The sequence below is a fragment of the Saliphagus sp. GCM10025334 genome (assembly GCF_042663485.1).
Lineage (GTDB): Archaea > Halobacteriota > Halobacteria > Halobacteriales > Natrialbaceae > Natronosalvus.
Genome location: NZ_JBHTAF010000002.1, coordinates 629,673 through 646,407, shown reverse-complemented (window position 1 = coordinate 646,407; position 16,735 = coordinate 629,673). Strand labels below are relative to the sequence as shown.

21 protein-coding genes and 1 tRNA gene are annotated in these 16,735 nt (G+C 64.3%); 15 read left to right on the top strand and 7 right to left on the bottom strand.

Annotated features, from left to right (window positions below):
• The first annotated feature begins 153 nt into the window (after positions 1-153).
• Together ACFQO4_RS11515 and ACFQO4_RS11510 are read left to right on the top strand one after the other, a co-directional pair.
• Positions 154-792 carry a DUF7978 family protein gene (locus tag ACFQO4_RS11515; RefSeq protein WP_500261043.1) on the top strand — a complete coding sequence of 213 codons (639 nt, stop codon included), beginning with the start codon at positions 154-156 and terminating at the stop codon, positions 790-792.
• An 81-nt stretch (positions 793-873) separates the two neighbouring features.
• Positions 874-1,884 carry a hypothetical protein gene (locus ACFQO4_RS11510; RefSeq protein WP_500261042.1) on the top strand — a complete coding sequence of 337 codons (1,011 nt, stop codon included), beginning with the start codon at positions 874-876 and terminating at the stop codon, positions 1,882-1,884.
• On the opposite strand, the gene ACFQO4_RS11505 is transcribed toward ACFQO4_RS11510, so the two are convergent.
• Both ACFQO4_RS11505 and serB read right to left on the bottom strand, forming a co-directional pair.
• A complete protein-coding gene (locus ACFQO4_RS11505; protein WP_500261041.1) occupies positions 1,881-2,330 on the bottom strand; it encodes a hypothetical protein in 450 nt (149 codons plus the stop codon). The genes ACFQO4_RS11510 and ACFQO4_RS11505 overlap by 4 nt on opposite strands.
• Before the next feature lie 170 nt (positions 2,331-2,500).
• Positions 2,501-3,151 (bottom strand): phosphoserine phosphatase SerB, encoded by a 651-nt coding sequence (serB, locus tag ACFQO4_RS11500; protein ID WP_500261040.1) that lies wholly within the window; start codon positions 3,149-3,151, stop codon positions 2,501-2,503.
• Between the two features lie 9 nt (positions 3,152-3,160).
• Between serB and ACFQO4_RS11495 the strand changes: the two genes are divergently transcribed.
• The 4 genes from ACFQO4_RS11495 (at position 3,161) to ACFQO4_RS11480 (ending at position 5,841) form a co-directional block, all read left to right on the top strand.
• A complete protein-coding gene (locus tag ACFQO4_RS11495) occupies positions 3,161-3,382 on the top strand; it encodes a DUF7967 family protein (RefSeq protein WP_500261181.1) in 222 nt (73 codons plus the stop codon).
• Positions 3,383-3,491: 109 nt separating this feature from the next.
• Positions 3,492-4,292 (top strand): ParB N-terminal domain-containing protein, encoded by an 801-nt coding sequence (locus tag ACFQO4_RS11490; protein ID WP_500261039.1) that lies wholly within the window; start codon positions 3,492-3,494, stop codon positions 4,290-4,292.
• Between the two features lie 100 nt (positions 4,293-4,392).
• Positions 4,393-4,502 (top strand) — tRNA-Arg (locus ACFQO4_RS11485).
• Positions 4,503-5,589: 1,087 nt separating this feature from the next.
• Positions 5,590-5,841 carry a hypothetical protein gene (locus tag ACFQO4_RS11480; RefSeq protein WP_500261038.1) on the top strand — a complete coding sequence of 84 codons (252 nt, stop codon included), beginning with the start codon at positions 5,590-5,592 and terminating at the stop codon, positions 5,839-5,841.
• A 79-nt stretch (positions 5,842-5,920) separates the two neighbouring features.
• On the opposite strand, the gene ACFQO4_RS11475 is transcribed toward ACFQO4_RS11480, so the two are convergent.
• Positions 5,921-7,033 (bottom strand): aminopeptidase, encoded by a 1,113-nt coding sequence (locus ACFQO4_RS11475; protein WP_500261037.1) that lies wholly within the window; start codon positions 7,031-7,033, stop codon positions 5,921-5,923.
• 186 nt (positions 7,034-7,219) lie between these two features.
• On the opposite strand from ACFQO4_RS11475, the gene ACFQO4_RS11470 reads away from it, so the two are divergent.
• Positions 7,220-8,236 (top strand): threonine aldolase family protein, encoded by a 1,017-nt coding sequence (locus ACFQO4_RS11470; protein WP_500261036.1) that lies wholly within the window; start codon positions 7,220-7,222, stop codon positions 8,234-8,236.
• A 119-nt stretch (positions 8,237-8,355) separates the two neighbouring features.
• On the opposite strand, the gene ACFQO4_RS11465 is transcribed toward ACFQO4_RS11470, so the two are convergent.
• Complete coding sequence (locus tag ACFQO4_RS11465; RefSeq protein WP_256498863.1) at positions 8,356-8,487, bottom strand: DUF7859 family protein; 132 nt, start codon at positions 8,485-8,487, stop codon at positions 8,356-8,358.
• Between the two features lie 528 nt (positions 8,488-9,015).
• Positions 9,016-9,531 (bottom strand): metallophosphoesterase, encoded by a 516-nt coding sequence (locus ACFQO4_RS11460; protein WP_500261180.1) that lies wholly within the window; start codon positions 9,529-9,531, stop codon positions 9,016-9,018.
• Positions 9,532-9,635: 104 nt separating this feature from the next.
• On the opposite strand from ACFQO4_RS11460, the gene ACFQO4_RS11455 reads away from it, so the two are divergent.
• The 5 genes from ACFQO4_RS11455 (at position 9,636) to ACFQO4_RS11435 (ending at position 13,115) form a co-directional block, all read left to right on the top strand.
• Positions 9,636-10,199 (top strand): metal-dependent hydrolase, encoded by a 564-nt coding sequence (locus ACFQO4_RS11455; protein WP_500261035.1) that lies wholly within the window; start codon positions 9,636-9,638, stop codon positions 10,197-10,199.
• Between the two features lie 66 nt (positions 10,200-10,265).
• The gene (locus tag ACFQO4_RS11450; protein ID WP_500261034.1) at positions 10,266-10,634 is read left to right on the top strand and encodes a universal stress protein; all 369 of its coding nucleotides are present in this window, start codon (positions 10,266-10,268) and stop codon (positions 10,632-10,634) included.
• 2 nt (positions 10,635-10,636) lie between these two features.
• Positions 10,637-11,251, top strand: coding sequence for a GNAT family N-acetyltransferase (locus ACFQO4_RS11445; RefSeq protein WP_500261033.1), 615 nt, complete (start codon positions 10,637-10,639; stop codon positions 11,249-11,251).
• A gap of 81 nt (positions 11,252-11,332) precedes the next feature.
• Positions 11,333-12,229, top strand: a complete 897-nt coding sequence (locus tag ACFQO4_RS11440; protein ID WP_500261032.1) for a decarboxylating 6-phosphogluconate dehydrogenase — start codon at positions 11,333-11,335, stop codon at positions 12,227-12,229.
• A 151-nt stretch (positions 12,230-12,380) separates the two neighbouring features.
• Entirely contained in the window at positions 12,381-13,115 is a 735-nt protein-coding gene (locus ACFQO4_RS11435; protein WP_500261031.1) for a hypothetical protein, read from the top strand.
• Here the strand turns inward: ACFQO4_RS11435 and ACFQO4_RS11430 are convergent.
• Complete coding sequence (locus tag ACFQO4_RS11430) at positions 13,109-13,612, bottom strand: DUF7344 domain-containing protein (RefSeq protein WP_500261030.1); 504 nt, start codon at positions 13,610-13,612, stop codon at positions 13,109-13,111. The genes ACFQO4_RS11435 and ACFQO4_RS11430 overlap by 7 nt on opposite strands.
• Positions 13,613-13,901: 289 nt before the next feature.
• Between ACFQO4_RS11430 and ACFQO4_RS11425 the strand changes: the two genes are divergently transcribed.
• Together ACFQO4_RS11425 and ACFQO4_RS11420 are read left to right on the top strand one after the other, a co-directional pair.
• Positions 13,902-14,387, top strand: coding sequence for an Lrp/AsnC family transcriptional regulator (locus tag ACFQO4_RS11425; RefSeq protein WP_500261029.1), 486 nt, complete (start codon positions 13,902-13,904; stop codon positions 14,385-14,387).
• Entirely contained in the window at positions 14,384-15,583 is a 1,200-nt protein-coding gene (locus ACFQO4_RS11420) for an aminotransferase class I/II-fold pyridoxal phosphate-dependent enzyme (RefSeq protein ID WP_500261028.1), read from the top strand. The genes ACFQO4_RS11425 and ACFQO4_RS11420 overlap by 4 nt, the downstream gene beginning before the upstream one ends.
• Before the next feature lie 99 nt (positions 15,584-15,682).
• Here ACFQO4_RS11420 and ACFQO4_RS11415 read toward each other — a convergent pair whose 3' ends face one another.
• A complete protein-coding gene (locus tag ACFQO4_RS11415; RefSeq protein ID WP_500261027.1) occupies positions 15,683-16,132 on the bottom strand; it encodes a DUF1467 domain-containing protein in 450 nt (149 codons plus the stop codon).
• A gap of 200 nt (positions 16,133-16,332) precedes the next feature.
• Between ACFQO4_RS11415 and ACFQO4_RS11410 the strand changes: the two genes are divergently transcribed.
• Positions 16,333-16,731 (top strand): hypothetical protein, encoded by a 399-nt coding sequence (locus ACFQO4_RS11410; RefSeq protein ID WP_500261026.1) that lies wholly within the window; start codon positions 16,333-16,335, stop codon positions 16,729-16,731.
• Positions 16,732-16,735 lie beyond the last annotated feature (4 nt).

Genomic DNA, 16,735 nt, shown 5'->3' with positions numbered 1-16,735 from the left:
GGAACACAACGACACGCCAATGTGATGACTGTACGCACTGTATACTAAATTAACCAATTCTCTCGCATAATTATTGAGTTGCTATCTTTCCGTGATTAATGATTCTACTATAATGTAGAAAATTATAAGGTAGTACTGTGGAATAGGTCGGTGATGGCAGTCGATAGCCAACTCGAGTACGACGATGCACAACCCGTGGACGAACAGCCACAACAGGCAACGGCGACCGAGCCAGCCCTGCCGGCCAAGGAAGGGGCGATATTCGGCGTCAGCGCGTTCTTGTTGAGTTACTTTGCCTCGCTCACGTTCGTCAAGGGTGTACTGACGATGGGCGGGTCGACCCCCGACGACATCGCTGCCACCTGGAAACTTGCGACCTGGGCACTGCTCTCGGGGCTCGGTGCGGGCATCGAAGCGGACGGCGAGGCAGTGGCACTTGGTCAGGCGGCCGGTTCCGAACTGCTCTTCATCGCCGCCCCGTTTCTGATGCTCGTTCCGCTCGTCGCGCTCGCCGCGGTTGGCTACAGCATGGCGAAATACACGAACGCCGCCGACGCCACGGAGGCAGCCAAAGCTGGCGCGCTGGTCGTTCCCGGCTGGCTCGCCCTGACGGTTGGGTTCGCGTTCCTCTCAGGATGGGAGAGTGAGGCCGAAGTTGCCTTCGAACTGGCGACACAGGACGCAATCCTCTTTGCGGGCGTCCTGATCCCGGCCGTGTTCGCGATCACCGGTGGCCTGCTCTACAGCTGGCCCGACCCCGCCGAAAAAGTGCTGGCGAAGATCGACGGCTAAACCGAGTTATTATCCCCGCCTCCACAACGTCGTAACCTAACCAATCACAAAACTTACTATTCGTCACAGACACCTGGCCGTATGGCCCTCGACCGCCGCCTCGAGTACGACGCGTCGCCCCCTGCTAACGGTGATCCGCCCGATGACAACTCGCAGGCGACGGACCCAGGGGACGACGGAGCCGGAAACGACGTACGAACTATTCTCTCGATAGGGTCGGCAGTCGGTCTCGGTGCCTTCCTCGCCGTGTATTTCGTCGCCTACCAGTTCTCGCTGGCCTCTCGGAACGGAATCTCCTGGTCCGAGGGCGAACCGGGCACCTGGGTGACGGCCGGAATCGTTACACTCACGAGCCACGGCGGCACGTTCGTCGAGGACCCCGAACGACTGCCGTACGTGGCCGCCGCCGGTGCACAGAACGCTACCCAGCTCCTGCCACTGGTCATCGTAATCGCGCTGGTCGTGGCGGGAGTTCTCGTGGGTCGCGTCCTCGAGCCCTCGACTCCGAAGACGACTGCCGCCTACGCCGGCTCGATCGTCCCGGCGTACGTCGCCTCGCTCGCGGTATTGACTCGTCTCGCGAGGTACACGCCCCCGGATGACCGTCCGCAGACCGGTACCCAGAACGTCTGGTTGCTGTTCGAGGTGGAGACGGTCGCCGTCTCCCCCGACGCCTCATTTCTACTTACGACGGCGGCCCTCGCGTTCGTGTTCGCGTTCGCCGGAGCTACGTTCGCGCGGCGTGCCGTCCTCTTTCCGTCGACGTTCGAGCCTCGAGTCGAGCGGACAGTCACTCTTCCCACGAACGAGGCCGGAGAAACTTCCGGCACGGTCGAACGGGAGACAGGTGCAATGCCGACATCGTCGGCTGGAAACGGAAATGCCGACTCGTCGGGATTGCCTCAGAATCTCTCGAGGGAAACGGACGAATCGGACACGAAAACCGCTCGAGGGCATCGAAACGATGGAACCGAGGACGTCACGAGCGGCGATCACACTCGATACCGGCCCGGTGGCGCGTCCGACGGCCGAGCGAAGGGGGACCGAAATAGCGACCACGACCACGACCGCTATCGTCCGTCAGACGATTAGTCGTCAGTTGGGCGTGCCTGATCGAACCGGTTGCCGCCATCGGCGAGACCGTTTCCGAAACTCGAACGACCGAGCGAAGCGTCGGCCCCTGGCTGGTCGAAGACGAACTGGTCGTACGCGGTAGACTGACCGACCAGACCTTCGAGCCAGCGGTGTGCGTCTCGGGCAAAGAGCGTGAGACCATCGACGCGAGTAATCGGTGCTGACTGACTCCCGGGAGAGCGGAAAAGGGCGATTAACGCCCACATCGTGCCGGCACTGAGCGCTCCCATCGCCGAGAACGTCATGCCCATCGTCGAAAACGTGAAGCCGTACACCATTCCGATTCCCATGGAAGGGAGACTCGTTCCGAGCGGTACCCGCGCCGTCGCATCCCGTAGCGTCGGGGCGAGGAAGAATATCGACAGGCCGCTCCCAATCGTGAAAATCAAATCTTGCCACATCATCACCAGTACTATTTCGGAGTCGAGTAAAAGCCTGTTGATATCAGAAATGGGTGGTTGGAAATAACTTAGCATGAAATTGACTATCATCCGAGTTAATTTGTAACCTCACCAGAGAAAGAACGGTCTTCGCCTCGCTCGTGCCCTCTTTCGAGGGGCGAGGACCCGGACGATCACTCGAGTATGTCTGCCTTACGGAGTTCCGCTCGAACGCCGTCCATAGACGTCACGACGACGTCGCAGTGGGGCTCGACGGCTGGCTTCGGATCGAAGCCAACAGCGAGGCCGGCCACCCGAAGCATCGGCAGATCGTTCGCCCCGTCACCGACGGCGACCGTCGACTCGAGGGGCACGTCGACGGTTTCGGCGAGGTTCGCCAGCGCGTCGTCTTTCGTCCCCTCGATCAGCGGGCCCTCGACGTCACCGGTCAGCGCCTCGCCGTCGGCGTCGAGCGGTAGGCGATTCGACACGACGTGATCGACCCTCACGCCGTCGCGCTCGAGGGCCGCTTCGACGCCGCGCTGGAAGCCGCCGGTCAGGATGGCCGTCGTGACCCCCGCCTCGTTCAGGTCCCGTATCAGGTCCGCCGCCCCCTCGCGGAGGACCACGTTCGCGTACGCGGCCTCGACCTCGTCGCGCTCGAGTCCCTCGAGCAGGGCCGCCCGCGAGCGCAGGCTCTCGGCGTAGCCGATCTCGTCGTTCATCGCTCGCTCGGTAATCTCGGCCATCTCGTCGGCGACGCCGAGTCGGTCCCCCAGCAGGACGGTCATCTCCGAGTCGGAGAGGGTGCCGTCGAAGTCGAACGCAACGATCGTTTCGCGCATCACTCCTCGATTGCCAGTCCCGGGATAAACCAGTTCAGGTTCCCGCGAGTCTGGTCGCCGCGTACCGCGAGAGAGACGGACTCCGGTGACGGAGTTGCTGGAACGCGTCCGACCGACTCGAGCGACACCGTTCGGTGCCGGCTCGTCGAACGAACCTTCGACGACCGGTACCTCATCACGCTGGTCTCCGCGACGCCGGACAGCGAGCGGTATCACCGACGTTCGCGGTGATGCTCGCCACGGGACGGTACGTACGCGCTACCGGCGCCTATCACCCGATTACTTACGCCACTGCTCGAGGCCGATGTAGTCGATGTGGTGGGCCGACTCGGTGGTCACTTTGGTCACTTCTCGGGTCGTCGGTGAGCACGCCGCGGTGTCGATCGCACGTCGCTACCATCGTCAGCGCATTCGTCTACAGACTTGGTGGACCTGCGGACGGCACTACGCAGCCCCGATCGACCCGTTTCGCGTCGTCGACGTCGCTCCCGACCGGATTCGATACGCGCTCGAGCCACCCCAGCGCAGAGTACTCGAGTCGTTGTCGCCGACGCACGTGCCGGCCGTCGTCCCCGGCACGTGGGACCTCGAGAGCGCCCGGATCCGGGAAACCGATCGCTATCGTCGCGTCGTCCAGTGGTTCACTGGCGAGGGGCGTCCATCTTCGCGCGCGGGTGAACCCTTTGCCGTAGCCGCGGACGGCGGCCTCCGATTCGGAGATGTCCAGGGTGCGAACCCGCGAGCACTCCCGGTGCTCGAGCGGACAGCCGGTTCCGGCGACCGGAGCGCGCTCGAGTGGTACCTCGCCGACCTCGCAACCCGGGGCTGTCCGCGGATCAGCGACCGTCGCAACGGGCGATCGTCGGTTCTCGAGGATGGATCGATCGTCGATCCCTATCCGTCGTTTCCGGCCGCGACGGGCGAGATTCGGGTCGACGTCGGTCGCGACGGTCGGTGGATCCTACACGACGGGCTCGAGCGCCTGGCCGTCGCGCAGTTACTCGGACTCGAGACGATCCCGGTTCACGTCTCCGTTCGCCATCGACGGTGGCAACACCGCCGCGACCGGGTGGTCCTGACGGGAGCCGATGCGGGTAACCATCCCGACCTCCTGGATCTGGACTCGAGGTCGGAGCATTAACGGGAGAGGTCGGTAGGCGGTCACGAGTGCGCTCGATAGGCGCGTTTTGTCCGTCGAAATCCCCACTGCTTATACTGGTTGACAGACGACAGGGACTCGAGGGCACGTAGCTCAGTCTGGATAGAGCGTCGGACTTCTATCCCCGTCGCGATCGCGGTTGCGGTGGGGGAAGACATCCGACGGTCGTGGGTTCGAATCCCATCGTGCCCGTGCGAAATTCAACCGTTCAGTACCCGTTACTGAACGGTGCGTACAGGCTACCAATCTTGGGAAATCAGACGAATCGGAGTTACTCGATCGTCCTGAGAAATCGGACATCGTTCCATCGTTGAACGGCCCCTTTCGAGCCGGGTGATTTTCATTCCCGTTTTCGGTCTCAGGAGATGATCGTGGTAGCGGTGAGCGACTGGGGACTCGAGAGCAGTTCGACGCGGAAACGATCACTGTTTGGGCGGTACTGATCGTCTGAAAGGTGGGCCCCAACTTCTCACCAGTTTGCGTTACCGATCTACCGCTTTGCCAATTTCGAACACCCAGAACGCCTCACTACTAATTGCGAGAGCCGTAATCCCCAGGCTGAGATACAAGAGTACCAATTCGGAGGTTACTATTCCGAATATCGAACACTGTATTGCGAGCGCCATCAACAGGAGGTTCCGAAGCCGTCGTTCTGTCGAACTCATAATACTCATCAAACATTATCTGGATGAAATAGGTGCTGGTTCTCGAGTTCTTTATCGATGACTACAACCGGATACGGGTCTATCAGGGGTGATTCCCGGGAACACCGGAGATTCGAGCGCTCCGGCGGTGTCACACCGGTGATCGTTCGCGGACGCTGAACACGTATACACTCGAGGAGCACTCCAAACGTCTACGAGAGGAGAGAAGAACGGGGTGACGCGACGGTGTGTCAAGTGTCGTGCCTCTAATCAGTGGCGGCACCAGTACCTCGCGTAGCGAACTGCCTATACCGCCAGTGTTGCGGCAACATCTTCCGATGGCGTGGTCGTAGAGGGCCGAACCTGTCCAGCGGATACCTCTCTCCTGACTACATCGACGCGCGAGGATTGCTAACTCAATTCGACAGTACAGCCAGGAAGACCATCGACGCCCGTCACCCCGAACTTCCGACGAGCTCTCTCGAGTCGGTCTCCCGGTCGAAGCCAATATGTGCCGGCTGGTGGGAGATACGGACGGTAGCGGGTGTAACCGAAAATCGTTATCCGTCCGGCTCAAGATGCCTGCGGGGAGTTACTGAACACGTATACAACCGTTGGGTCCATACGGCCTCGAAATGGTCGTTCGTGCCCGTCCCTTTCGACTCGAGTTCACGCCGAACGAGGTGACGGGGGCGATAGGGGATTCGATTACGGTCCTCCCGCTGGTCGTCGTCGCCGTCACGCTGGGGTCGAGCGTTCGTCAGTCGGAACATCTCCCGCCGTCGATCGGGATCGGGTTCCTGGCGCTGGCGACGAACATCGGACTCGCGTTCGTCGTCGGAATCGTCGTTCACCTGGCCTATCGACGCATCTCGAGCGAACGCTGATTGGTCGTCTCGCTCGTCGCCCCTGCGACGCACGTCACTTCGTGACTCGCTCACAAAAGCTGGACCAAAACGTTTCAGCTCACGCCTCGAAGCCGTCCTCGAACACGAACGTCCCGTTTCGCTGTACGACGTCGCCATCCACCTCGATGAACGACTCTTCGCTCATGTCGACGATCATGTCGACGTGGACCGCGGAGTCGTTCGCCTCGTTACCCTCGCCGACCGTCTCGTCGTAGGCGCGACCGACCGCCATGTGAACCGTATCGCCCATCTTCTCGTCGAACAGCATGTTGTAGGTGAAGTGGTCGATGTCGCGATTCATGCCGATGCCGAGTTCGCCCAGTCGGCGAGCACCGTCGTCCGTCTCGAGCACTTCCGTCAGCAGGTCTTCGTTCTTCTCGGCCGCGTGGGAGACGACCTCCCCGTTCTCGAACTCGAGATAGGCGTCGGTGATCTCTCTGCCCTGGTGGTACAGCGGCATGTCGAAGAGCACCTCGCCCTCGACGCTGTCGGGGACGGGCGCGGTGAACACCTCGCCGCCGGGCAGGTTGTGCTCGCCGTAGTCGTTGAGCGTCGTGTTCCCGGCGACGCTCATCGTCACGTCCGTCGTGTCGCCGCTGGCGATGTGTACCTCCTCGGCGGGATCGAGGATCTCGACCAGCTGTTGCTGGTGTTCGCGCACGGCGTCCCAGTCCTTGTTGACGGCGTCCCAGACGAAGTTCTCGTAGCCGTCGCGGGACATCTCGGCCAGTTGCGCGTTCGCGGGCGCGGGGAACTGCGTCAGACACCAGCGCTTCGAGAGGCGCTCGTCCTGGACGGGGCGGTAGGCCTGTGTGTAGGCCGCGCTGACCTCGGGGTCGACGTCGCTGGTCTCGGTCGCGTTGTCGCCCGCGCGGATCGCGATGTAGACGTCCGTATTCTCGATCAGTGCGAGTTCGTGTGACGGGGTGTCGAACTCGAGGTCGTCACCGTTGCCGTCTGCCGCCGCGCGAAGGAACGCCCGATGCTGACGTTTGCCTGCCCGCTTGCTCGTCGTGAGGGGATTCGCGCCGGCGTCGCCGACGACCTCGTGGAGGGCGACGACCAGGTCCTCCGCGACGGGGTGGGCGTCGATGACGACGTTGTCGCCGGGCTGGAGGTCCACGGAGTGGTCGGCGATGATCTGTGCGTGCTCGCGGATTCGCGGATCCATGCCCGGCTATTTCGATTCGAAGTCGAATATCCTTTCGTTCCGGACGCCACTCGAGGCACTGGCAACCGAACCAGCGAGGCGCACCTCGAGGCGAGGGCAGCCGAAACCGACGAGCCACGACGCGTTCGCCCGGCACCGACCGGGAGCGTCGACTATTTCTTCGGCGAGACGAAACGGACATCTACCATGATCGATCTGCGCTCGGACACGGTCACGAAACCCGACGACGCGATGCGCGACGCCGCCCGCGAAGCCGACGTCGGCGACGACGTCTACGGCGAAGACCCCACGGTGAACGAACTCGAGGAACGCGCCGCCGACCTCGTTGGCAAGGAGGCGGCCCTCTACGTACCGACGGGGACGATGGGTAATCAGATCGCCGTTCGCGAACACGCGGAGCGTGGTCAGGAGGTACTCGCCGACCGGGAGAGCCACGTCGTCAAGTGGGAACTCGGTGGGATGGCCCAGCACGCCGCCGTCCAGGTTCGGATGGTCGACGGCGAGCGCGGCGTTCCCTCCGCCGACCAGGTCGAGGCGGGCTACGTCGCGGAGGACCTCCATCGCCCTGGAACCGGGCTGCTCTGCCTCGAGAACACCCACAACGCGCGCGGGGGACTGGCGATCGAACCGGCCCGGATCGCCGAGGCCGCCAGCGCCGCTCGCGAGCGCGACGTCGCGGTTCACCTCGACGGCGCGCGCGTGTTCAACGCCGCGACGGCCCTCGACATCGACGTCACCGACGTCACTCGGCACGTCGACTCCGTAATGTTCTGTCTCTCAAAGGGTCTCGGCGCACCCGTTGGATCGATGCTCGCGGGCGACGCCGACTTCGTCGAGCGTGCGCGCCGAACGCGAAAACTCTTCGGCGGCGGGATGCGCCAGGCCGGGATCATCGCGGGCCCCGGCCTGCAGGCCCTCGAGAACGTCGACGACCTCGAGGCCGACCACGACAACGCACGGCTTCTGGCGTCGGGGCTGGACGACGTCGCGGGCCTGTCGGCGCCCGAACCGGAGACCAATATCGTCGTCGTCGACGTCGCCGGAACGGGGCTGGACGTCGAAAGTGTCCTGGAGCGCCTGCGCGAGCACGACGTGCTGGCGACCGCGTTCGGGCCGACGACGATTCGATGCTGTACTCATCGAGACGTCTCGCGCGAGGACGTCGAGCGAGCGGTCGAGCAGGTTGCCGGGGCGCTCGTCTAGGTCGCGTTCACCCATTCGCCGATATCAATGTCACTCTCGACTCTCGAGCACCAGTCGCTCCGCGATCTCATCTCCGTGGCGAATCCGCTCCCGACGCCGGTCAGTCGTGAGAAACGGCGCTACCGACGCTCCATCCCGTCTCGAAACTCGAGGACGGTCCGCCGGAGCAGGAGGTAGAGGAAGAAGATGAGCGACAGCAAAATGACTACCATCGCGATGATGACCGGATCGTCGGGGATGAGGTCGAACATACGTCGGGGGTACACGGGGCGGCCGCAAAACCGTTTCGACGCCTCGAGGACGGTGAGACTCGAGGATCTGTAGGCCGATGGACTGGCTGCGGGGCTAGGAAACGGATAGCTAAAATCGATTTTTTAGCTTGCGGTGAGTCTTTTTATACCCGACACGTAGGTGATGATGGACGTCGGTCGCACACGTTCCCGTGACATCCACTGGTGCGACCGATACAGTCCACCCACCGTCCGGGGCCGACCCAGCGCTCTCCCCCAGCGCGGAAGTCACAATTGACCGACCGATCGACCGATCGACCGACCACCCACGGTCGGCCCCTACTCGTCCCCTCTGATGCTTCGGCGGTCGCCCGAACCGCCATTCGTTCACAGTCGCGTGCCCTCCCCCGTGGTCGTCCGGCTTTCTCACGTACGTCTCGTTCTCATCAGGCTCGGTCCTCCCCCTCCCTCCACTTCTGTTCCCGGCTTCCCTCGTTCCCGTTCCCGCTACGACTCCTGCTTTCGTTCGCACTCCTGCCCCGCTCTCGCTCACTTCGACTCGAGCGTGAACGACTCGAGTAGCGTACCATCCGGCTCTCGAAGTTCGCCACGAACCGTCCCGTCCTCGTCTCGCTCGAGCGTCGCGAACCCCGGCCGGTTTCCGCGCGGCTGGGCGTGGCTCCCGGGATTGAGCAACAGGACGCCCTCGGCGTCGACGACCGACGGACGGTGGGTGTGTCCCGAGACGACGACGTCCACCTCGCGCGAGCGGCCGAACATCGCCAGGCCAACGTCGCCGCCGCCGCGTCGGTGCGTGACCGCGATCCGGATTCCTTCACAGTCGACGATTCGAACGGGCGGTAGCTGTTCGGTGACTGTCGCGTCGTCGGCGTTGCCGTGGACGGGATAGAAGACGGGGCAGAGCGATCGAAACGCCTCGAGAACCCCAACGTTGGTGAAGTCGCCGGCGTGGATCACGGCGTCGGCCTCGCGGGCGGCCTCGAGCGCGGCGCCCTCGAGGTTGTGACCGCCGGTGCTGTGCGTGTCGGAGAAGATAGCGAGCATCGGGACACGGTAGGCCGCGAGGGAGTACCACTGTTTCGACATCGACCGGACGCCTGCAGTCGCATCGTTTATACTCGTCCCCATCTTCGGACGAGACAGTACGCATGTGGCCACTCGGACACGCCGCCCTCGCTTACCTCCTCTACTCGCTCTGGACGCGCCGTCATCTGGCGCGGGTCCCGAGCGCGGTGGCGGTCGTCTGCGTCCTCGTCGGCAGCCAGTTTCCCGACTTGATCGACAAACCGCTCGCGTGGTACGTCCCCGTACTCCCGACGGGTCGATCGCTGGCACACTCCCTGCTGTTCGTGCTCCCGGTTTCGCTCGCCGTCCTCGCCATCGCGAGCCGGTACGACCGTCCGACCTACGCGATCGCCTTCGCCATCGGCGCGTTCTCACACCTCCTCGCCGACACCGTGCCGGCCCTCTGGGGCGCCGAAGAATTCGGGTATCTGTTGTGGCCGGTCGTCCCGGTCGAACCCTACGAGGAGGGTCCACCGAGCATCCTCGAGCTGTTTTCCAGCTCCCTGGGCGACCCCTACTTCCTGCTCGAGTTCGTCCTCGCCGCGGCGGCCCTGGTCGTCTGGCGCGCGGACGGCTATCCGGGACTCGACCTCGTGACGGACCGACTCGGGCGAGGTCCCGACGAGCGCGAACACCCCTCGCGCTGACGATTCTTCGGCGAAACCGACGGAACCGGCGCAACGGTTTTCCACCGGGGCGTCCCACACGAACGCATGCACGTCCTGCTGGGACTCGACGGAAGCGACGAGTCGGTGAAGACGCTCGAGACGACGATCGAGCGCGTCACCGAGGTGGGCGACGACCTGGTCGTCGCCGTCCTCGACAAGCCGGAGGCGGACCGAACGGTCGAGGAGATGCACGAGCTGGCCCAGGAACGACTCGTGGCAGCCGGGATCGACGCCGAAATCCGGACGCTCGAGGGCGATCCCGGGAGCTCGCTGGTCGCCCTGGCCGAGCGCGAGGACGTCGACCAGCTGGTGATCGGCGGCGGTACCAGAAGCCCGATGGGGAAAGTTCGCCTCGGGCCGATCACCGAGTTCGTCCTGTTGAACGCGACGATGACCGTCAAACTCGTTCGATAACGATGACGGAGACTGAGAGACAGCGACGAGTGTACCCGGACGAACCGGCCGGCCCGTTCCCGACGCCACCGACGACCTACACCGATCCGGAAGGGCGAGACATCGAGATCGGGCCACTCGATCTCGACGGCGGTGTCGGACCCGAACCGGCCGACGGAGCGCTCGATGCGCTCGCCCGAATGTACGTGCAGTTCGACCCCGCCGACCGCGCCCAGGGGATCCCGCCGACTGGCGAGGAACGCATCCGCCAGTGGCTCGAGCCGTTGCTCGAGGACGGGATCAACGTCGTCGCGCGACACGAGGAGGGGGTGATCGGTCACGCAACGCTGGTTCCGGACGTCGACGATCCGGAGACGGTCGAGGACCTGAGCGAGGTCGAGTGGGAGCTGGCGATCTTCGTCTTGCAGGCCTACCAGCGCGGCGGTATCGGGACCCAGTTGCTCGAGCACCTGCTCGGACATGCGGCCGAACGCGGCGTCGAGTGGGTCTGGCTCACCGTCGAGCGCTGGAACGGCCCGGCTATCGCGCTCTACGAACGCGTCGGCTTCGAACTGTGCGGGGCCGAGAGCTTCGAACAGGAGATGTCGATCCACCTCGCTCGCAACGAGAAGCCGTAGCGCCCTGCTCGTGACGGAAGCCGTACCTGCTCCCAACGAGAAACCGCAACCCCTACCACGCCCCTTCGCGCACGGCTACGCATGCAACTGGGCGTAATCGGACTCGGACGGATGGGGCAGATCGTCGTCGACCGGGTGCTCGCCGCGAGCCACGACGTCGTCGCCTTCGACCTCGACGAGGACGCGATCGATGCCGCGGCCGCCGCGGGGGCCAGCCCCGCCGACTCGATCGACGATCTGTGTGACCAACTCGGCGACGACAAGCGAATCTGGCTGATGGTTCCCGCCGGTGCCCCCGTCGACGCGACCCTCGAGACGCTCGAGCCCCGCCTCGCGGCCGAGGACGTGGTCGTCGACGGCGGCAACTCGAACTTCCACGACACGCTTCGGCGCGCCGAGTCCTGTCCGGCGGCGTACCTCGATTGCGGCACCTCCGGGGGTCCTGCCGGCGCCGAACTTGGATTCTCGCTCATGGTCGGTGGCCCCGAGTGGGCCTACGACGAACTCGCCCCGGCGTTCGACGCCGTGGCGACGGGGCCCGCGGGCCACGCCAGGATGGGGCGGTCGGGGTCGGGCCACTACGTCAAGATGGTCCACAACGGCGTCGAGTACGCGCTGATGCAAGCCTACGGCGAGGGCTTCGAACTGCTCCACGAGGGCCGATTTGACCTCGATCTCGAGGCCGTCGCCTCGGTGTGGAACAACGGCGCGGTCATCCGGTCCTGGCTGCTCGAACTCTGCGAAGAGGCGTTTCGCGAAGAGGGGTCCGACCTGGGCGACGTCGCCGACCGGATCGAGGGTGGCTCGACGGGCACCTGGACCGTCCAGGAGGGTCTCGAGCAGGAGGTTCCCCTCCCGCTGATCTACACGGCGCTCGCCGAGCGATACAGTTCGCGGGCGGACGAGGGTCGGTTCTCGAGACGGCTCGCGAACCGTTTGCGGTACGGGTTCGGTCGCCACGAAGTCCAGCGGCGGTAGGCGGTTTGTGGGGTGGGGACCGACGACGCGGTGTCCTTATACGTTGGTGCTCTGATATTCTGCCGTTCTGCCGATCTATCAGCCTGACAGCCAGATACGCCCATCGACAGACGCACCCACCTATATGTACCCCTCGCCACATCGGTCAGGTATGCAGACAGTCGAGGTCACGGACGAACAGTACGCGGTGATCCAGCGATTGCGAGCGGCCATCTCCGAGGACGTCGTCGGCAGGTACGGCTTCGTGCGCGAACGCGACGCGATCCAGTTTCTGATCGACAATCTCGAGGCGGGCGAGGACGGTGAAGACGGTCTCGAGGTCGACTTCGAGACCGACACCTCGGGTCGAACGGCGACGGACGACGTGGCGGCGGCTGTCGAGTCGGCGATCGAGTCGGGCTCGCAGGTTGATGGGTCCGACGAGGTGGCAGAAGTCAGTTACGACGAGGAGGCGGAGACGAGCGCTACCGACGACGGGGGTGACGGCGACACCGATGCGGACTCGGCGGAATCCGAGTCGGATGCAGATGCGGATGCGGATACCGAGGACTCGAGCGAGGACGATGCCGGCACCGACGAGGACGACGGTGAGAGCGCAGGCGAGGACGAGAGCGAGGGTGAAGACGAGGATACCAGCGAGAACGAAGACGAGGCGGACGGAGACGCAGACGGCGAAAACGAGGACGAGGACGCAGCCGACAGCGGCGGCGCCGCCGACGACGACGACATGTTGAACAAGATGATGAATCTCCTCGACACCCACGACGACAAGTGGGACGAATCACCCGCTGCAGACTATCGCTACCGGGTTACGCTCCCCGACGACTCCACTGAGGACGTGCAGACGAAAGACGACGTGCGCGCACTCCTGTTCAAGAATTACTGACCTGCGTTGCTGGTCGCCATCGCCGGTTCGCCTGCTGACGCACCGAGGTGAGGACGGAACTGCTGTAGCTGGTCGGTCGGGTACACCAGCCCACGGGACTTGTCGTACTCGAGGAGTCCGAGTCGGTCCAGTTCCGGGAGGACCGACGTAGAGAGCGAGACGTATACTCGCTTGCGCTGGCCGCCCTCGAGGTCGGCGACCGTCGTCCCGTATTCCCGAGCGGCGACCCGTTCTGCGAGAGCTCCCATCTTCACGGGCCCGGTCGTCCCGTACTCGAGCAGACAGGTAACCGTCTTTTGCTGACGGGGCGTCTCCAGGATTCGTCCACCGGCGTTGTGTGGACCGTCCGGGCTGTCGGTGGTGGCCGGTCGGTCGTCCGTCGAATCGCTCCGCTGGGGTCCTTTCACCAGGGTGACTGGGTTGGAACGGCGCACCGACGTCTCGACGTGGCGTGCAACTCGCTTGATCGTCTCGTTCTTGGGTACGGTATCTTTCATTGACAGCATGGTGGCCTCTGACGATGTAGTGGGCTTCGTGCCCGATTCGGTGAGAGTGCCGTATCGTCAACGGTCTCGCGTATAGAATACTCAAATAGTCCTGTCGTTATGCACATTGTCCCAAAACACGTTGGGTAAATATTGGCGAATTAACACGCTGATGAATATGAAATATCTCCCCAGAACGCCGATCCCGGCCCGCTCGAGGACGCACTCGGCGAAACTCGTCGAGCCGTCAGGTGTTGCACGTGACACAACGCTTTTGCCGGCGCTCGCGCTTCGGAGGGATATGAGCGAACGCGAGGTGCTCGAGTTGCTTCGTGAGAACGCGCGATACGACACGGCCGACATCGCGCGAATGACTGACCTCGACGAGGACGAGGTAGCCGACGCCATCGAGGCGCTCGAGGCCGCCGGGATCGTTCGGGGCTACCAGGCCGTCGTCGACTGGGACCGCCTCGAGGACGAACGCGTTCGCGCCGAGGTCGAACTCAACGTGACCCTCGACCGGGAGACGGGCTACGACGATGTCGCCGAGCGACTCGCTCGCTTCCCGCAGGTGAAAGCGCTGCGGCTCATCAGCGGCGACTACGACTTCGACATGGAGGTCGAGGGCGACTCGATCCGCGAGGTCTCCCGGTTCATCAGCGAGAAGGTCGCTCCCGTCCCCGAGATTACCCAGACGGTCACCCACTACGTGATGGCCTCCTACAAGGAGAACGGGATCGAACTCGGGGACGGCGAGGACGACGACCGACTCTCCGTGTCGCCATGACCAGGAGCCTCGAGCCAGCCGAACGCGTCCAGGCGGTCGGCCCTTCGGGTATCCGTCGCTTCTTCGAAATCGCGGAGGAGCGTGACGACGTCATCTCCCTGGGCGTCGGCGAACCTGACTTCTCCGCGCCGTGGGCGGCGCGGGACGCCGCCATCCAGTCACTCGAGCGGGGGAAGACCTCCTATACGGCCAACCGCGGCATGTACGACCTTCGCGAGGCCATCTCGAGGCACGTTGCCGACCGCTTCGGCTTCGCGTACGATCCCGACGCGGAGATTCTCGTCACTGCGGGCGCGAGCGAGGCCGTCGACCTGGCCTTTCGGGCGTTCGTCGACCCCGGCGATACCGTCGCCGTGGCTCAGCCGGCGTACATCTCCTACGGCCCGGGCGTGACCTTCGCGGGCGGGGAGGTCCTCTCCGTCCGGACGCGGGAGGAAGACGACTTTCGGCTCACGGTCGAGGCGCTCGAGGCCGCCGAGGCCGAGGCTGCGGACTTGCTCGTCATGTGCTATCCGAACAATCCAACCGGCGCCGTGATGACGCGGACTGATCTCGAGCCCATCGCCGCGTTCGCCCGCGAGCACGACCTCGCGGTCCTCTCGGACGAGATTTACGCCGAGTTGACTTACGACGAGCGCGCCGCCGACGCGAGTCCCGGCACCGCCACCCACGCGTCCATCGCGACGCTTCCGGGCATGCGCGAGCGCACCATCGTCTGCAACGGGTTCTCGAAGGCCCACGCGATGACCGGGTTGCGACTGGGCTACGCGCTCGGCCCCGGCGGGGCGATCGGCGCGATGAACCGCGTCCACCAGTACGGCATGCTCTCGGCGCCGACGACCGCCCAGTACGCGGCCCTCGAGGCGCTCGATTCCTGTGCGAACGACGTCGAGGCGATGGTCGACCAGTACGGCCGCCGGCGCCGGTTCGTCATCTCCCGGTTTCGCGAGATCGGAATGCCGTGTTTCGAGGCGAAGGGGGCGTTCTACGTCTTCCCCAAGGTGCCCGACGGGTGGGAGGGGAGCGCGGACGACTTCGCCGAGCGACTGCTCCGCGAGCGCGGCGTCGCCGTCGTCCCGGGCGGCGTCTTCGGCGTCGGTGGCGAGGGCCACCTCCGGGTCTCGTACGCGACGGGACTCGAGGACCTACGCGAGGCGCTGGCGCGAATCGAGTCGTTCGTCGAGGAGCACGTCTGAAGCCGTTTCGTCCACAGCGTTCTGCCAGCTGCGTGGCGAGTACGTGACGTCTTCGGGAGAATTCGTTTCCCGACTATCGGATCGCGACGGCAATTCGAGTCAGTCGTCGCCCTCGACTAGAATCCGCTCTTCGGGCCGTGGTCGTCCTGGATGGACGCCGTAGCGTGCCATCGCGTAGAGGGCCGTTACTGCAGTTGCACACAGAAACGCGCTCCCGGCACCGACTTCGAACGCGACGACTGGAATCGTGGCGGACAGGGAGTCAGCGACCGCCGTCGCTCCTTCGCTCGAGGGCGCCGCCACGAGTCCGTACGGGAGGAAGGCGACGAAGGCGACCGCCCACCAGCGAACTGTCGCCCGATGAACGCCCTCGAGCGGGCGCTCGCTCACCTCGCTCGCGACGCCGACGAGTCCGACCGAGACGAGACACAGTGCCGCGAGCGATCGGGCCGAGGGCGTCAAACCGCTGCTGATGGCGACGCCAGCGGCGACGAGCGCCGCCGACGTGACGGTCACGAACCGCGTCGACTCGAGGAGACGAGTGGGCATCGCGTGGCGGTAGTGAGCAATTACACATAGGTCTCTCGAATCAGCTATCGTCACGAAAAACAGACTTTCAGGGTATCGAGAGCGACGAACAACAAAGGACGTATTACCAGTGGCGAGAAGTCACGGCCAAGGATGGCGAGCGTACGTGATCGGAGGAGGGATGGGTCTGAGTCCAACGCTGGACTCGAGGTGACCGAACCGTGCTGAAACGCCTGTGGAAACGGTACGTCGCGGAACGTCCGGACGAATACCAGGCGTACATCTCCCTGCCGACGGAATCGTCAGCACCGACGATGGGCGCGCTTCACGACCTGATCCAGGACGCCGAGTTCGCGTTCGAGGGTCGACTCGACGTCTACGCGCGGCGCCGACGCCTCGCCGTCGTCACCGACCGCGTTCCACACGAAACGTTCGACACCGCCGCGTTCGACGCGGTGATCGAGACGCTCGAGTCGCTGTACGAGGCTCACGCCGTCGCGCGCGTCGAGAAGTGGCGCTCGGTTAACGGCCGATTGGTAAAAACGTACGTCGTCGTTCCGGTCAAACCGCTCTTCTCGAAACTGGGGGAACCGAAAACGGCGCGGCCGGCCGTCCGATGACCGA